This window comes from Chitinophagales bacterium (genome assembly GCA_020636495.1).
Lineage (GTDB): Bacteria > Bacteroidota > Bacteroidia > Chitinophagales > Chitinophagaceae > UBA5543.
The window spans coordinates 352,819-370,121 of record JACJXQ010000008.1 but is presented as its reverse complement, the minus strand read 5'-3'; the positions used below and the strand labels follow the sequence as shown (position 1 = coordinate 370,121).

The following is a 17,303-nucleotide window of genomic DNA, read 5'->3' as shown; positions in this document are numbered from 1 at the left end:
ATCTGTTTTTTACCTGTTACTGTTTGATTAGTTTTTCTGTAAACTGTGTATTGTTGCTTTGCACCTGAATAAAGTATACCCCTGCCGGAATATTGAGCAAAGGCAGAATAATGCTGCCTGTATTTCCTGTCATTTCTTTTGTCATCAATACCTGTCCTGTGATACTCAATAACTTCAGTTGCGCTTTGCTTCCTGATTTTTTGAAGGATATTTTCACGTCCTTATCAGCAGGGTTAGGAATTATTAGTATATCCGGATCAATATTTCCTGTTGTTGTCAAACCTGCTGCTTTGCCTACCATATTTATCTCAAAGCGATTGTTGCCCTGTGATGCAGTGTCACTGGTGACATCGAACCAATACGCAAAACCTGTTTTCAGTTCTTGTTTTACATTCAGGTATTTGTCATGCAAGAATAGTTTTGTACCTGCCGGAATGTCGAACATCCCGGTTGTTATTACGTATCGGTTGTATCGGTTGTAGGCAGTTAAACCAAGCGGAATAGCTGCTCCGTCATTATAAGGACGAACGTCTACTGCCAGTCGTACTTCATCTTTGGACAAGGTGAAGAAATCAAGCCCCGGATTATATAGTTTTTCTCCATCCAGATTGTCCTGTACATCCATGGCATTGTTATCCAGGTTGATGAGCAACCTGTCCCATTGTATTGTACTATCTGAGATGAGCAGCTCTACCCAATTACCGGGTGCAGTCTTTTTAAACAACGAGGCTCCTGATGTTACTTTATCAGCCTCTTCAAATGTCAAGGTGTTAGATGAGTTGGCCGTAGCTGTTGTAAACAATGCAGCAAAAGCCGGCAAGTTATATGACAGAGTAAAAGGATTGGTAACATATGCACCCGCAACACCTGATGTAGCATCCCAAACATAATAGTTTGCTCCTATATTTGCTCCCTTAGCTACATTCTGCATATCTACCGGACCTGGGAAAGGATTACCACATGAAACAAAATTGGAACCCGACCCTTTGGTGAGCGTAACCACCTGTGTACCCTGGTTCACCACACCTGTCATATCCAGCGTAACTGCCGAAGGGCTGTATGTACCTCCTGCCAGGCCTTCACCAATCGCGCCACGCACCAATATGCGCATCAATTCATATTGATCCCAGCTATTGGCGCTAACACCGTTGGTATTTGTAAATGGCGTCCAGCCGGGATTATTGCCCGATGTAGAATTGTCTGCGGCACTTACGTCGAACCAGAAAGCAGATGGGTTATTGGTTGTTGTTGTTGTGAAGCCGTTGGTCGCTCCACTGCTCCCTGTTATGTCAATATCATCCGTCAATGTTGTGAGCGCCTGTGAGGTGCTGAACGGGTGACCCAGGAAACGGAATGCGCGTTTACCGGGTATGTAGCGTTGCATTGTAACATTCCCGGAAAGGTAACCTCCCGCTGAAGGGCCCGCAATGCTGCCGGTATTACTGGCGTCTGAGCCAATGGTCAGCAGGCCGCCTGTAGATAATGTACAACCTGAACTGACCGTTACAGTTCCTTTTACGGTAATTGCATTACCTGATATACCTGCTGTTCCTGTTTTAGAAAAAGTAAGATTGCCCGCGCCGCTTATTCCATTGCCGTCATTTGTTACATCGCCATAAATATTAGCTGTTACACCACTTCCCAAAGTAAGAGAAATGCCACTGTTAATAGTGATGTCCCTGCATGTAAATGAACCCGGCGTAGTGCTTGATGCTATCTCAACATCACTTGAAGATGTGGGAGTTCCACCGCTCCATGCAGTACCATTCCATATATTGGTTGAAATCTCACCAAACGCAAACCAATAGTAGGTTCCACTGCTGGTGTTAACGCGTGACGTAGTACCTATCTCTATACCATTAGTCAGCAATTGCTGTATGGCATCTGTTACAGAATTGGTAGCATTGGGTATCAGTGTAATGTCTGTAGTAGTTCCTGTACTGGTCGATTTCATTGCACCTGTGGTGGCACCATCGCCCCGTTTCACTACTACAAATCCCGGAGTTAATCCGAAACCAGTTATCGACCTGTTGTCATTGCCATCACCGGTATAGCTACCAACAGCAAATTTTCCACTTACAGATTTGACGGCGACATAATTATATCCGGTACTCGAAGCATTAACCTTTGCATCATCACCCACCTGGAAACCATTACTATTGATCGCCTGTATCCAGTTTGCCGTCTGTGAAAACGAATTGAAGGTGATACTATTATCTCCGGTCATAGAAGAGGTGCGCCACACACATTGCTGGCCCGGAGACAAGACCCAGACAAAGTCAGGCTGAAAGCTAACGCCTGTAATATTGCGGTTGTCCGTTCCGTTTCCGGTATAGGTACCCAATTCAATTTCACCAGATACCGCTTTGATGGCTACATAGTGATACACATCAGAACTTGTATTTACATTAGCCGAAGCACCAATTGTAAATCCGCTTGACGTAAATCCTGTGATACGGTCTGTAGCACTGGTAGCGGAACTCATATCAATAGTTGTGCTCATTGTAGCCGTGCGAACGACTGCCGTTTGGCCTGTACCCGACGTGGCTCCTCTTTTTATTATAACGATGTCCGGCTGAAAACCCGGTGCCGTAATAGATTGTGAAGAGCCGTTACCGGTATATGAACCACTGAAAAATTGTGCCTGGCAAATGCCGCATATTGAAAGCAATATCGCCGATAATATTAAAACCCTCATAATTGAAGTTTGTCTGCCCGTAAGTAAAGAGTAACCGGGTGGCTACAGCAGTCAAATTTCAGGAAGGCAAAAAAGACTTCAATACCCGTATGTAAATACGGTATGAACTATATATCAAGCGGTACTCAATTATTAGTATGCGGCAATAAACATGTTTAGATATCGTAAGTAGTTCCTTCTATCGTAACCAGCGAATTGGGGAAAACCGTCATGGCTTCTTCCCTGAAGGGGGACAGGTCGCGGTATTTAGATGAATAGTGGCCGAGTAACAACTGTTTGGCGCCCGCCATTTTTGCTACTTCAGCCGCCTGGACTGACGTACTGTGGTAACGTGCTTCCGCCTTTTCAACTTCAGCATGCAGGTAGGTACATTCGTGATAGATGGTGTCTGCACCTTGTATGTATTTAATGAATGAATCGGTAAACTTAGTATCAGCGCAGAACGCGTATTTCTTTACCGGCGGCCCTTCTGTGGTCAATACCTCGTTTTTGACAACAGTCCCGTCTTTACGCATATAATCCTCTCCTGCTTTCAACTTATCATAATAATAACGCGGGATCTCATAGTCACGGCATTGAGCAGGCAATATCTTCCTGCCTCGTGTTTTACTTTCAACCAGGAAACCCATACATGGTATCCTGTGCTCTACAGGAAAGCAGGTTACTTTAAACGTATCGGTCTCTACCAATAATTCACTTGTTTCAGGCAGGGGATGAAAGTGTAACTCGTATGATAAAACCGTCTCTGCCAGGTCCAGCGTCTCCTGCAATATAGGCATGAGCGGCGCAGGCCCATACAAATGCAGTGGTGCCACACGTCCTAAGAGACTCATACTGTTGATAAGTCCGGGCAAACCAAAATAATGGTCGCCATGCATATGACTGATGAAAATATGCCCGAGTTTGCGCCATTTTATGGCATGCGTCTGCATCTGTACCTGTGTGCCCTCGCCACAGTCAATCAATAAATATTCACCATACACCGACACGATCTGCGCAGTGGGGTTTCTGCCAAATGCGGGTAGTGCCGAGTTGTTTCCTAAAATTGTTACTCTCATCTCAATAGCTTGATTAACATCCTAACGCTGACAAAAACAACAGGGTAAAATAGCTTCGTTTCAGTAAATCAAGGTGTTTTTGGTGAATAAACCAATTATTGACAAGTGTTTATACAATAATTGTGGTCAATACTAATCTTCATTCATCAGGTCTCGTTCCAGAATCTCCATGCTTATAATATCTACCGCTTCCTGCATAGTTGGAGCGATATTTAACATTTCGGCCAGTTCATTTTCATTCAGCGCATCCAGCACAGGAGCTTGTATACCGGTGAAAACCAGTGACCTCTGGTTCATATAGCAATCTTCATGCAGCTCTGCCAGTGCCGGGAATGACGTATTGTCGGTTTTTGAGCATTGTTGCATGTCGATAATAAAATTATTACTGCCCTTATTGATATACAGGGCTATCTGTTCCGCCAGTTGTCCTGTCAAATTAACATCCAGGGCATCTGTTTGGGGCGTAATGACCGTGTAAGAAGGTTTGGTATCAAATTTGAACTCCATATAGATGTAGTTTTGTAAGACGATTGTAAATTAGCACGTCTAAAAATAACATATTCGCAGTATTTTTTGTTTTATATTGTAGGTATACAAACTTTAGTTGTGCTGCTGATGTTGATATAGCAAATCTTAATACTTAGCTACCCACAATTATCGTTAATTTTAAGAAACAAAAAAGCGAGGGCATAAATCGATGGATTCAAATTTTTCACCAAAGGTAAAAGAGATCATCTCCTACAGCAGGGAAGAGGCGTTGAGGCTAGGGAATGACTTTATAGGCACGGAGCACTTGCTGCTGGGCCTTATCAGGGACGGAGAAGGGCTGGCTGTAAAAGTATTGCAGACCATGCAGGTAGATCTTTTTGACCTGCGCAAAGAACTGGAAATGGCCATAAGGGATAAGGGCAACAAACCGCTTGCCAACATCAACAGCCTGCCACTGACCAAACAGGCAGAAAAGGTAATACGCATAACCGTTCTGGAAGCTAAGGCGCTGAAAAGCCCTACAGTAGAAACAGAACATTTAATGCTGTCTATCCTTAAGAACAAAGAGAATGTAGCTACACAGATATTACATCAGTATGAAGTAGACTACGAAAAATTCAAAAGCGAACTGGCTATCGTACAGGGCGAAGCTCCGAGAGGAGATTACAGTGACCCGGGCGGAGAAGAGTTTGAAGAGGACGATGAACGCCGCCAGTTTCAGCAACGCAGGCAGGCAGGAAACACAAAATCGAAAACGCCCGTACTGGACAACTTCGGCAGGGACATTACCAAAATGGCCGAGCTGGGTACACTGGACCCGATAGTAGGCAGGGAAGAAGAGATAGAGCGTGTATCGCAGATACTTTCGCGCCGCAAAAAGAATAACCCGATCCTGATTGGTGAACCCGGTGTCGGAAAGACCGCCATCGTAGAAGGCCTTGCATTGCGCATCATCCAGCGTAAGGTTAGCCGGGTGCTGTTTGACAAACGCATCATTATGCTGGACCTCGCAGCGCTGGTGGCAGGTACCAAATACCGGGGCCAGTTTGAAGAGCGCATGAAAGCCATCATGAATGAGCTGGAAAAGAACCGCGACGTCATCCTCTTCATTGATGAGATACATACCATCGTTGGAGCTGGCGGGGCTACCGGTTCACTGGATGCTTCCAATATTTTCAAACCGGCTCTGGCCAGAGGTGAACTGCAATGCATCGGAGCTTCCACCCTGGATGAATACAGACAATACATCGAAAAGGACGGAGCACTTGACAGACGCTTTCAGAAGGTTCTGGTAGATCCGCCAACTGCCGATGAAACCATAGAGATTCTCAGCAACATCAGGCCTAAATATGAAGAATTTCATAATGTTGAATACAGCGAAGAGGCCATCAAAGCCTGTGTGACACTCAGTAACCGATACATCAGCGATCGCTTCCTGCCCGATAAGGCCATTGATGTAATGGATGAAGTAGGCGCTCGTGTGCACCTGAAGAATATCCATGTTCCTGATGAGGTAGTGCAGCTGGAAGGAAAGATCGAAGAGATCAAGGAAGAGAAGAATAAGGTGGTCAAGAGCCAGCGATATGAAGAGGCTGCCAAACTTCGCGATACAGAAAAACGCCTGTTGGAAGAACTGGAGACCGCCAAAAATAAATGGGAAGAACAGGTCAAGACAGAAAAATACCCTGTCGGGGAAGAAGATATTGCAGAAGTAGTGGCCATGATGACCGGCATTCCTACAAGACGTATTGCCCAAAGTGAAGGCAACAAACTGGTAGGTATGGCCGATGAATTGAAACAGGGAGTCATCGGGCAGGACGAAGCCATCGTCAAGATCACCAGGGCTATCCAGCGCAACCGGGTGGGACTGAAAGATCCTAAAAAACCCATTGGCTCATTCATATTCCTGGGGCCTACCGGTGTGGGCAAAACAGAACTGGCCAAGGTACTCAGTGAGTTCATGTTTGATTCCAAAGACGCTCTCATTCGAATAGATATGAGTGAGTACATGGAAAAATTCAGTGTGAGCAGACTGATCGGTGCGCCTCCGGGTTATGTTGGGTATGAAGAAGGCGGGCAGCTGACCGAAAAGGTCAGACGCAAACCATACAGTGTAGTGCTGCTCGATGAAATCGAAAAAGCTCACCCTGACATTTTCAATATTCTGTTGCAGGTTCTTGATGATGGCCAGCTTACAGACGGGCTCGGACGCAAGGTTGACTTCAAGAACACACTCATCATCATGACCTCCAACATTGGTGCCCGTCAGCTGAAAGATTTCGGTCAGGGCGTGGGCTTCAGTACCGGCGCCAAACAGGCAGCCGCTGAAGACCATAGTAAAGGTGTGATAGAAAGTGCCCTGAAGCGCACTTTCTCTCCTGAATTCCTGAACAGGATAGATGATGTGGTCATCTTCAACCAACTGGATGAAGTTGATATCAGTAAGATCATAGACATCATTATGAAAGATGTGCTGAAACGCCTGAGCAACTTAGGTTTCCAACTGGAGTTGAAAGAGGCTGCCAAGAAGTTCATCGCACAAAAAGGTTACGACCCTCAATTTGGTGCAAGGCCGCTGCACAGGGCTATACAGAAACACCTGGAAGACCCACTGGCAGAAGAACTGCTGAACCACAAAATAAAAGAAGGCGATACAGTTGTGGCAGACTTTAATGAGAAAGAAGGTAAGATCACTTTCAAAATAGAAAGCAAACCATCTGCCAAGAAAAACGAAAGCGCAGAAACTGAATAAACGTTTTAATGAATAGTTCAAAAAAAGGGTAGACAAATTGTCTACCCTTTTTAATTATCATTAATGTTGTTCTCTAAGCAATAGCCTCGTTCTTCTCTTCCAGCTTCCTCGGCTTTAAATCTTTCACCGCTTTGGCTATTTCACGAATATGATCGGGTGTAGTACCGCAACAACCACCAACTATATTTACCCATCCTTCCTGTGCAAAACCTTTTACAATATCAGCAGTCATTTTGGGTTGCTCATCGTATTCGCCCATAGCATTGGGCAGGCCCGCGTTAGGATAAGAGCTTACAAAGCATGTAGCGAGGTCTGACAGTTCCTCCACATAAGGCCTCATTTCATGTCCACCTAATGAGCAATTCAGACCTATGCTTATAGGCTCGGCATGCATCACGGATATATAGAAAGCTTCTAAAGTTTGTCCACTTAATGTTCTGCCCGAAGCATCAGTGATGGTACCTGATATCATCAGCGGCAGCTTTTCTTTACCTGTCTGCTGAAAGTAATTATTGATAGCGAATATGGCAGCCTTGGCATTCAGCGTGTCAAATATCGTTTCCATCAGCAGGATGTCCGCGCCGCCGTCTACAAGGCCATGTACCTGCTCTGTATAAGCATCTACTATCTCATCGAAAGTAATAGCCCTGTAACCCGGGTCATTCACGTCAGGAGAAAGAGATAGTGTTTTATTCATCGGGCCTATGGCTCCCGCTACGAATTTCTGCGTGCCCGGATGCTCCTGCATAAATTCCGTAACCGCTTCTTTGGCCAGTTTAGCAGCAGCCACATTTATTTCATATGCCAGCGATTGCATATCATAATCAGCCAACGATACCGCCTGCGCATTGAATGTATTGGTCTCTAATATATCAGCGCCGGCATCCAGGTATTCTTTATGTATCTCTTTTACTATCTGTGGTTGTGTCAGCACCAGCAGGTCGTTATTGCCTTTCAGATCACTTGGCCAGTCTTTGAAACGCTCGCCACGATAATCCTCCTCCGTCAGCTTATAACGCTGTATCATGGTACCCATGGCACCATCTAACACCAGTATCTTTTCACTTAATATATCGCGCAGTTGCTGTTCTTTTGTCATGTTGTAAAATTACGGTATTTGAGAAGATTATGCTCATTTTACTATCCTGTACAGAATTGAAATAAACTATACAGCGATGCTAAAAATAAAGATCCCGCCTGTATTTACAGGCGGGATACATATCATATCTGTCTCTCTATCTTATCAATGTTACATCGCCTCTTTCTTCTACTTCGTTATCAACATCATCATCTTCGCAGGAGTATTTAATGTAGTAGTAATAAGTACCGATACCTTGTGGCTGACCATTGTACGTACCGTCCCAGCGGTCGCGCTGGTTCCTGGTGCTGAATACCTCATCGCCATACCTGTTCACTATTCTGAAAGATGATATCCTGTAGTTACCGCTGGATATGATGCCGAACTGATCATTCCTGCCATCGTTGTTGGGCGAGAATGCACTTGGCAACACTGCCTTACAGCACAGCTTGATGCCTACATATACGCTGTCGTTTCCTGTACAACCAAAATCATCAGTAACAGATAAACGTATGTAGCCCGAACTAGGTATCGTTGCAATTACATCGGTAGACTTGTTGATAAGGAAGTATTCAGCCGGAGACCATTCGTATTTATGGAATCCCTGTAATACTTCCGCCTTCAGGTTAACGCCAGTTTTGGTACATATAGTTGTGTATTCAAGCGGTAATATCTTTGCCTTCGGCTCTTCTCTTACAGTGATCGTATCAGCAAACATAGGAGACATACAACCGGAATCTGAGATCGTTCTTAGTTTAACGGAATATATGCCGGGCTTATCCCAATAGGTGACAAAACCCGTACTATCAGACCTGACGATATCAGACGCGCCTTCAATGGTCCAGTTGTAGCCATACGCATATTTCAGGAAACTGTCGACAGTCGTTACTTCCAGTTCTTTGCCCGGGCATATCTCATCCGGCATATTGAACCAGGCTTCCGGCAGTGGCAGCACTTCTAATGTACTCGTGTCTGATGCCCTGCAACCATTATCTTCTGCATTCAAAGTTATTGTCTTTTTACCCGGAGTATTCCACTTCAGTATATATGGCCCTGACGTATCTCCTGACAACACATTACCTCCATCCCATGTCCAGGTAAACATTCCTGTGTCAGGCATTACACCTGTCTGTCCTATTTCTACTGAGTCTGTCAAACAGAAGAATTTATCACTCACATAAATATTTACAGTAACCAGGGTATCAACTTTTACAACCGCAGTATCGCGGGGGCTCTCGCAACCAAACATGGTTTGTGATACATAATAGCGTATGTAACCTATTGATGATGTAGTGGGTGTAGGCGCAGTTGCTAAAGGTGTACCTCCAAATGGAACGGTATACCATTTCAGGTCCTGGCCTGTTGCTGTAACAGGTTGTGCTACTCCATTCAGGCAATATTCAGCACTGTCTGCTACAGGCGCATCAGGTAACTGCACCACTTCTATTTCTACGGTATCACGGTCACTTTCACAACCCAATAGCGTCTGGCTCACATACCAGTAGAATGTTCCCGGTGTTGAGGTAACCGGCGACGGTGGAATAGAGATGCCTATGCCTCCTGTCGGCGCCAGGTACCACAAAAGGTTGCTACCTGTACCTGATAGGGGAACCGGTACTGAATACTGGCAAACAGAATCATCATTACCAACCGGAGGTTGTGGTTTCGGATTTACGGTTACTACTATTGAGTCTCTCTCACTCTCACAACCGTTCACTGTTTGCGATACATAATATTTGAACGTACCGGCAACTGATGTAGATGGTACTGGTGCTACCGTTTTGCCCGTACCTCCCGTTGCTGCAGCATACCATAACAGGTTCTGCCCGTTGGCAGCCAGCGGACCGGCAATACCAAACTGGCAATACGTGACATTATTCGTTTGCGGAGGCGCAGGATTAGCAATGACATTTACGATGATCATACCCCTTGGCCCTTCGCAGGTATTTTGTGTCTGCGATACATAATATGTATCTATAGTAGCAGTGGAAGTGTTAGCCACAGGGGCTGTGCTGCTGCCAATACCTCCTGTAGGTACTGTATACCATTTCAGGTTGCTGCCCGCTACCTGCGATGCTATGCTTGGTGTAGCCGGCCCACCCACACAATAATTTATGGGCGAAGTAATAGCCGGTGGTGCCGGAGTTGCATATATCGTTACTGTCACCGGCACACGATCGCTCTCACAACCTGTAGTACTGCTGGTTTGCGATACGAAGAAAACTGTGTTACCCGGTGTGGATGTAGATGGTGTTGGCGGGTTGGTCAACGGCGCTCCCCCTGTAGGCACTACATACCATTTGATATTGGTACCCGTTGCAGAGAGCGGCCCGACAACTGCGTTCTGACAAAAACCCTGGTTAGACGTAACAGTAGGGTTCGACGGTTTCGCTGTTATGATAACTGTTGCGGTATCTCTTGAACTTTCACAACCATTTACCGTTTGCGATACGTAATACCTCGTCACACCCGGGCTAGAGGTAGAAGGAATAAGTGTAGAGCTACCTGTACCTCCTGTTGGTACGGTATACCATTGCAGATTGGTACCCGTTGCAGTCAGTGCCGACGCCACCACAGACTGGCATAAACCTGTAGTATCCGGCGAGACGACTGGTGCCAACGGTACAGCATTAACTGTAATTGTTACGCTATCAGTATTCGTTACGCATCCGTCTTTTACAGCATACACATAATATTTGCCCGCATTTGCAGAGGTTGAATTATTTATGACCGGATTCTGCTGTGTCGACGTAAAACTATTCGGGCCCGACCAATGATACGTTACGTTGGTTCCTTGTATTGTCGACGCGGTAAGAATGATCTGGTTGCCCGCACATACCGGGCTGTTGCTGGAAGCGTTAGGGCCTGCGGGAACAGCTACGAGAACCTGTAGATTGAATACCTGCGAAGAGCAGGTACCATTATTAACTGATAACCCGTAAAATCCTGCATTGATACTTTGTGCATTGGGTATCACCGGGTTTTTCAAGGTTGAAGTAAACCCGTTTGGCCCGGTCCAATTGTAGTATACACCGGATACACCCGCGAATAGTTTCAGTGTATCGCCGGGGCAAACCGGGGAATTGCTGGTGGCGCTAACTCCCTGTTGTATGACGGTAACAGTTACCGTATCTGTATTTTGGTTGCAGACACTCGCGCTGTTGGAGTTGACAATGTAGCTGGTTGTAACTGTTGGTTTGGCAACTGGTGATTTACATGAGGTACAGCTCAGAGAACTGATCGGCGATCCGCCCGGAACAACAGACCATACATATGCCGTACCTCCAAGGCCGATGAGTACCGTACTGTCTCCCGTACAAATGGCTGTGTCCTTCAACGCATGGGTAACAGCCCAAACATATACCGGTACTGTGATGACATGGTTGATAACAACACCGGCAGAGTTACAACTTGAATCCTTTACAGTAACCACGAAAACACGATTACCTGTATCGGTAGGAGAAGGCGTCCATGAAACGCAACCCCTGATAGAATCTGTTTGCAGGTTTGTATATGAAATAGAAGAACCCGGCATTGCTACGCCACTGTTATCCGTAACAACAAGTTTAGCTGCCGTATCTGTTGATTTTATATCAAAACAGAAGGTAAACGCTTTTGTAGCACATGCTGTAATGCTACCGTTAGAATATACGCCTGAACCCGTAACACTGGCAGAGTCTGTATTTAAGGTAGGTGTAACACCACTACCATTACAGTTAAGCACCTGCACCTGTATGTCCCTCATTACCGAACCTATGAAAACACCATTCCGATATTCATTAGCTTTTATTGCCACGGTTTGCGAGCCCAGTAATCCGGGCGTGAATGACATTTCACCTGTAGTAGCGCTGATAGCAAATGTATTATTGGTTTGAAAAGGATTGTTGGGTATCGAATAGGCAGGAGTCCCTGACTGAAAGCTACAATTAGCTGCTGTACCCACACAATTGCCCGCAGCTAATGGATTAACCACCTGGAACGCTACCGAATCTCCATCCGGGTCAACACCACCATTATTATATTTGTAAAACTGGTTCAGGCAAACATAGGGTACCGGCTTTACTGAAAATACAGGCGAAGAGTTGCCCTGTGCTAGTTGGTTGTTCAATCTTACTTCTACATAAAAGTTTCCTGAAACAATGTTTACCGACGGGTTCCTGGCATTGATACTTACGCCGAACTGCCAGTAATTACACTTGTGTGTCAATGTCACGTCTGCACTGTACCACCATTCCCGGTAACCCGGAATTGGTGATGAAGTATTCTGACAGGTACTGGGCTGATTGGCACAACCTGTTGCTACCTGGCTACCGTTGGGAATACCTCCGGGTAGTGTGGTCAGCTTGTTCATGGTAGTATTAAAGTTCTGGTTAGTGCAGGTACTGTATGCGCATAAGTTTACCGTGCCCGGCTCCGGTATACCCGTACAGTCCCTGTAAAATTTAAAATAGAACCTGTAAGTAGAATCACTTACCCATTGATATATTAATTCACCACCCGCAGCATGCGACGCTTTTGCCTTAAAGCCCGTCAAGGTCATCAATAAAAATACAGCCGCGACAGAGGTATAAACTAGTCTTTTCAAGATCTATAAGTTTAGTTAGTAATAGCTTAAATAAAAGTAAGAAGAATGTGGTGAATATAATAATATGTAAACCACGCTAATTAAACACTATAAACTGACGGTTAATATTGCGAGCATGAAAAAGCCTCCCTAGGGTTAGGGAGGCTTGAATAGTCTTTCATTAATTCATTTACCTGATCAGGGTGACATCACCTCTTTCTTCTACTTCATTGTCTGCATCATCATCTTCGCATGAATATTTGATGTAGTAGTAATAGGTGCCAATGCCCTGCGGCTCGCCGTTCACGGTTCCGTCCCAACGATCGTGCTGGTTCTTAGTACTGAACACTTCGCGTCCGTACCTGTTCACGATCCTGAAGGCTGAGATCCTGTAGTTACCGCTGGAGATGATACCAAACTTGTCGTTCCTGCCATCGTTGTTTGGCGAGAACGCGCTTGGTAATATTGCTTTACAGCAAAGCTTAACGGCAACATAAATACTGTCAGATCCTGTACAACCATATTCATCGGTAACGGTCATTTTCACGTAACCCGAACTGGACAGTTTAGCTGTTACCTCTATGCTTTTGTTGTTCAGGAATAGCTCTGCCGGCGACCATTCATATTGATAGAATCCACCAGTAGTGATCGGTTCTCCTTTCAAAGTCAGTTCTGTCCTTGTGCAAATTTTATTATCATCAGGCCTGATGATCTTCGCATTCGGGTCATCCCTCACATTAACAGTATCTGCAAAAACAGGAGAAACGCAACCGGAATCGGATATCGTCGTTTGTGTTACAATGTGTTTGCCAACAGTATTCCATTTCATCGTAAATCCACCGCCAGACCTGAGCGCGATTACACTGGTCTCACTATCCCACTTGTAGCTGTACATGGATACCCCTTTAAGAACAGTATCCAGGTTCATCGTCAATGGCTTGCCCACACACACTTCCGCATCCATATTGAAATAAGATTCCGGCAACGGCAACACCTCAACCTTAGCAGTATCAGATGCTTTACATCCATTGTTCTCAGCATATACGGTTATCGTTTTTATGCCTGCCGTATCCCATTTCACAGTATACGGACCTGATGTATCACCGCTGATAACATTACCGCCCCCCCATGTCCAAGTAAATGCACTGGTGTCCGGCATCTTACCTGTCTGGCTCACCTCGATAGTATCTGTAAGACAGAATATCTTATCGCTTATCACAAGATTCACGGTTACAAACGTGTCCACTTTCACGGTAAGCGTATCACGCGGACTTTCACAATTATTGATCGTTTGCGATACATAATAATTTGTATAACCGATAGTGGTAGTGAGTGGTGTTGGCGCTGTCGGGCTACCTACTCCTCCCACGGGCACTGTATACCACAGCAGGTTCGTTCCCATCGCCGTCAACGGTTGGGCAATACCTCCCAGGCAATACTCTACCGTATCAGATGTCGGCGCAGCTGGCTGCGGTACTATTTCTATTTCTACGGTATCACGATCACTTTCACAACCATTGATCACCTGGCTTACATACCAGAAATAGGTACCCGGTATGGTGGTTGCCGGTACCGGAGCAGTTGTGCTGGCGAAACCACCTACTGCTGTATCATACCAACGCAGATTAGAACCAGTAGCTGTGATAGCAACCGGTGTGGTATACTGGCATATTGAATCGTCGTTGCCAACAGGTGGTTGCGGTTTGGCATTCACCGTTACAGTTATTGAGTCGCGCGGACTTTCACAACCATTGATGGTTTGTGATACATAATATTTGAATGTACCTGCCGAAGCTGTAGAAGGCGTAGGAGCCGTTGTGCTACCCGTACCTCCTGATGATGAGGTATACCATTTCAGGTTTTGCCCGGTTGCGGTCAGCGCGCCCGAAGGTGCAAACTGGCAGAAAGTGGTATCATTTGTCAGCGGCGGGGCCGGGTTGGCCTGTACAACTGCTATTATCATACCCCTGGCACCTTCACAAGTATTCAATGTCTGCGATACATAATAAGTATCATTTGTTGGCACAGATGTACTTACTACAGGAGCGGTAGTGCTGCCGGATCCTCCTGTGGGAACAGTATACCATTTCAGGTTGCTGCCAGTTACCTGCGAAGCAAGTGTAGGTGTTGCCGGTCCGCCCACACAATAGAACACCGGCGACACAATAGTTGGCGCAGCTGGGGTAGCATATATGGTTATTGTTATTGAAGCACGGTCACTTTCGCAACCGGTTGAGCCGTTGGTTTGTGATACGAAATAGGTAGAGTTGCCAGGTGTGGCTGAGCTAGGTGTAGGCGCACTGGATAAGGGCGAACCTCCGATAGGCACTACATACCATTTCAGGTTGGTTCCTGTCGCTGTCAGCTGGGGTATGGTAGCGCCCTGGCAGTATGATTGATTCGCAACAACAGTTGGCGCATTAGGTTTAGCAGTAATTATGGCTACCACCGAATCACGCGGTCCTTCACAACCATTACCATCTGTCTGCGAAACATAATATTTGAATGTACCTGCTACCAGTGTTGACGGGCTGAGTGTTGAAGATCCGGTTCCTCCCGTAGGTACATTATACCATTTCAGGTTAGTACCTGTTGCTGTCAGCGGACTGGCTACCACGTTCTGGCAATATCTTACCGTATCAAGTGTTGCTACCGGTGCCGCAGGTAATGGATTGACTGTAATACTTACACTATCCGAGAAAGACTGACAACCATCTTTTATTGCATAAACAAAATACTTACCTGAATCTGCATAGGTCACATTATTGCGTATGGGGTTCTGTGATGTCGAAGTAAATCCATTAGGGCCACTCCAGTGATAGGTCACGGTTGTTCCCGAAACGGTAGATGCTGTCAGTATCAATTGATTATTCAAACATACAGGGTTGTTGCTGGATGCGGCAGGGCCCGCAGGCGGGCCTACATACACCTGCATATTGAACACATCAGAAACACAACCATTGCTTCCTGTTACTGTAAGGCCATAGAAACCGGAGTTAACTGTAGAAGCATTAGGTATCACCGGGTTTTGCGATGTTGATGTAAAACTATTCGGCCCGGTCCAACTGTAGGTAGCACCGGCTACTGTTCCTCCGTATAGTTTCAATGTATCACCCGGACAAACGGGACTGTTGCTGGTTGCAGTTGCATTGGGCAATGGTAATACCGTAACAGTCAGCGTGTCTGTATTCTGACCGCATATCTGTGCACTGTTCGAGTTAACTACATAGCGTGTTGTTGTTGATGGTGTAGCCACGGGGTTTTTACAGGCTGTACAACTCAATGAGTTAATTGGGGAACCGCCCGGCACAACCGACCATACATATTGTGTACCGCCTACTGCGTTCAGTGTTACACTTTGTCCTGCACATATGGTTGTATCTTTTATTGCTTTGGTAACAGCCCATACATACAACGGCACCGTAATAGCATAGTTGATAGGTACGCCACCTGAGGCGCAACTGGAATCTTTTACTGTTACAACGAACACACGTGTGCCTGTATCCGTTGCAGATGGTGTCCATGTTACACAAGCTCTTACTGAATCTTTCTGGAGGTTGGTGTAGCTGATAGTAGAACCCGGCATTGCTACGCCATGGTTATCAGTAGCAACAAGATGCGCTGCTGTGTCAGTAGATTTTATGTCAAAACAGAAAGAAAATTGTTTTGTCGCACAACCGATTACCGTACCACCACTATACGTTGCCGCGCCTGATACACTGGCCGGGTCGTTAGTAATGGTAGGAGTGGTGTTGGTACCGGTACAGGTGATCACCTGCACCTGGATATCCCTCATCACAGAGCCTATAAAAACACTGTTCCTGTATTCCTTAGCCCTTATAGAAACAGTATGCGCACCCAGCAGGGCCGGAGTAAAGCCCAGCTCTCCTGTTGTGTTACTGATCGTAAATGTATTGTTGGTCTGGAATGGATTAGTAGGAATAGACAACGAAGGCGAAGCGGATTGGTAAGAGCAGCTTGAAGGACTGGAAGCACAGTTACCACTGCTGGTCAACGGTGTTAATACTTCAAATGCCACAGAGTCTCCGTTCGGGTCAACACCACCATTGTTATAATTGTAGAACTGGTTAAGGCAAACATAAGGTACCGGCTTAACAGAAAATACCGGGGACGAGTTACCCGGCGCATCTACACTGTTCAATACCGTTTCAACATAAAAGTTAGGCAGGCCAACAATATTTGCCGATGGATTTCTTACAGCAACTGTAACCGAAAATGTCCAGCTGGAACAGGCTGATGGCAATGTATAGTCAACACTGTACCACCACTCCCTGTATCCAGGTATAGGAGACTGGAGACTATCGCAGGTGTTTTTCTGGTTAGCACAGCCTGTTGATACTTGTGCGCCATTAGGCAGGTTGCCCGGAAGGGTTGTTAGCTTCTGCATGGTCCTGCTGCCACTTGTATTGGTACAGGGGTTATTGAAGCAAAGGGTAACTGCGCCGGGCTCGGCACTTCCGGAACAGTCACGATAAAATTTAAAGTAAAATCTGTAGGTCGTACCCTGCAGCCATTCGTACACTAATTCACCACCTGCAGCATGCGATGCCTTTGCATTACTGGAAAATAATGATGCTGACAGAACCAATAAGCAAATCGCCAGAAAAGTAAACTTTTTCAAGACTTCTGAATTTTAATAAGAA

The 17,303-nt window shown here is 45.8% G+C and carries 7 protein-coding genes; 1 reads left to right on the top strand and 6 read right to left on the bottom strand.

From position 1 onward, the window contains the following. Window positions 1-16: 16 nt before the first annotated feature. From H6550_01665 to H6550_01655, 3 genes are all read right to left on the bottom strand, one after another. Window positions 17-2,698 carry a T9SS type A sorting domain-containing protein gene (locus H6550_01665; GenBank protein ID MCB9044823.1) on the bottom strand — a complete coding sequence of 894 codons (2,682 nt, stop codon included), beginning with the start codon at window positions 2,696-2,698 and terminating at the stop codon, window positions 17-19. 155 nt (window positions 2,699-2,853) lie between these two features. Continuing rightward, complete coding sequence (locus H6550_01660; protein ID MCB9044822.1) at window positions 2,854-3,756, bottom strand: ribonuclease Z; 903 nt, start codon at window positions 3,754-3,756, stop codon at window positions 2,854-2,856. 132 nt (window positions 3,757-3,888) lie between these two features. Further along, window positions 3,889-4,263: an STAS domain-containing protein gene (locus tag H6550_01655; GenBank protein ID MCB9044821.1), complete on the bottom strand. Its 375-nt coding sequence runs from the start codon at window positions 4,261-4,263 to the stop codon at window positions 3,889-3,891. Between the two features lie 190 nt (window positions 4,264-4,453). Between H6550_01655 and H6550_01650 the strand changes: the two genes are divergently transcribed. Next, window positions 4,454-6,997 (top strand): ATP-dependent Clp protease ATP-binding subunit, encoded by a 2,544-nt coding sequence (locus H6550_01650; protein ID MCB9044820.1) that lies wholly within the window; start codon window positions 4,454-4,456, stop codon window positions 6,995-6,997. A gap of 73 nt (window positions 6,998-7,070) precedes the next feature. Here the strand turns inward: H6550_01650 and H6550_01645 are convergent, their stop codons facing one another. The 3 genes from H6550_01645 to H6550_01635 form a co-directional block, all read right to left on the bottom strand. Then, window positions 7,071-8,096 carry a homocysteine S-methyltransferase family protein gene (locus H6550_01645; GenBank protein MCB9044819.1) on the bottom strand — a complete coding sequence of 342 codons (1,026 nt, stop codon included), beginning with the start codon at window positions 8,094-8,096 and terminating at the stop codon, window positions 7,071-7,073. Between the two features lie 136 nt (window positions 8,097-8,232). Further along, window positions 8,233-12,660, bottom strand: coding sequence for a gliding motility-associated C-terminal domain-containing protein (locus H6550_01640; GenBank protein ID MCB9044818.1), 4,428 nt, complete (start codon window positions 12,658-12,660; stop codon window positions 8,233-8,235). 169 nt (window positions 12,661-12,829) lie between these two features. Further along, window positions 12,830-17,281: a gliding motility-associated C-terminal domain-containing protein gene (locus H6550_01635; protein ID MCB9044817.1), complete on the bottom strand. Its 4,452-nt coding sequence runs from the start codon at window positions 17,279-17,281 to the stop codon at window positions 12,830-12,832. Between the last annotated feature and the right edge of the window lie 22 nt (window positions 17,282-17,303).

What these genes read in the sequence shown, in the direction of transcription:
- H6550_01665 (MCB9044823.1), bottom strand. Translation starts at nt 2,698, where the DNA reads ATGAGGGTTTTAATATTATCGGCGATATTGCTTTCAATATGCGGCATT.
- H6550_01660 (MCB9044822.1), bottom strand. Translation starts at nt 3,756, where the DNA reads ATGAGAGTAACAATTTTAGGAAACAACTCGGCACTACCCGCATTTGGC.
- H6550_01655 (MCB9044821.1), bottom strand. Translation starts at nt 4,263, where the DNA reads ATGGAGTTCAAATTTGATACCAAACCTTCTTACACGGTCATTACGCCC.
- H6550_01650 (MCB9044820.1), top strand. Translation starts at nt 4,454, where the DNA reads ATGGATTCAAATTTTTCACCAAAGGTAAAAGAGATCATCTCCTACAGC.
- H6550_01645 (MCB9044819.1), bottom strand. Translation starts at nt 8,096, where the DNA reads ATGACAAAAGAACAGCAACTGCGCGATATATTAAGTGAAAAGATACTG.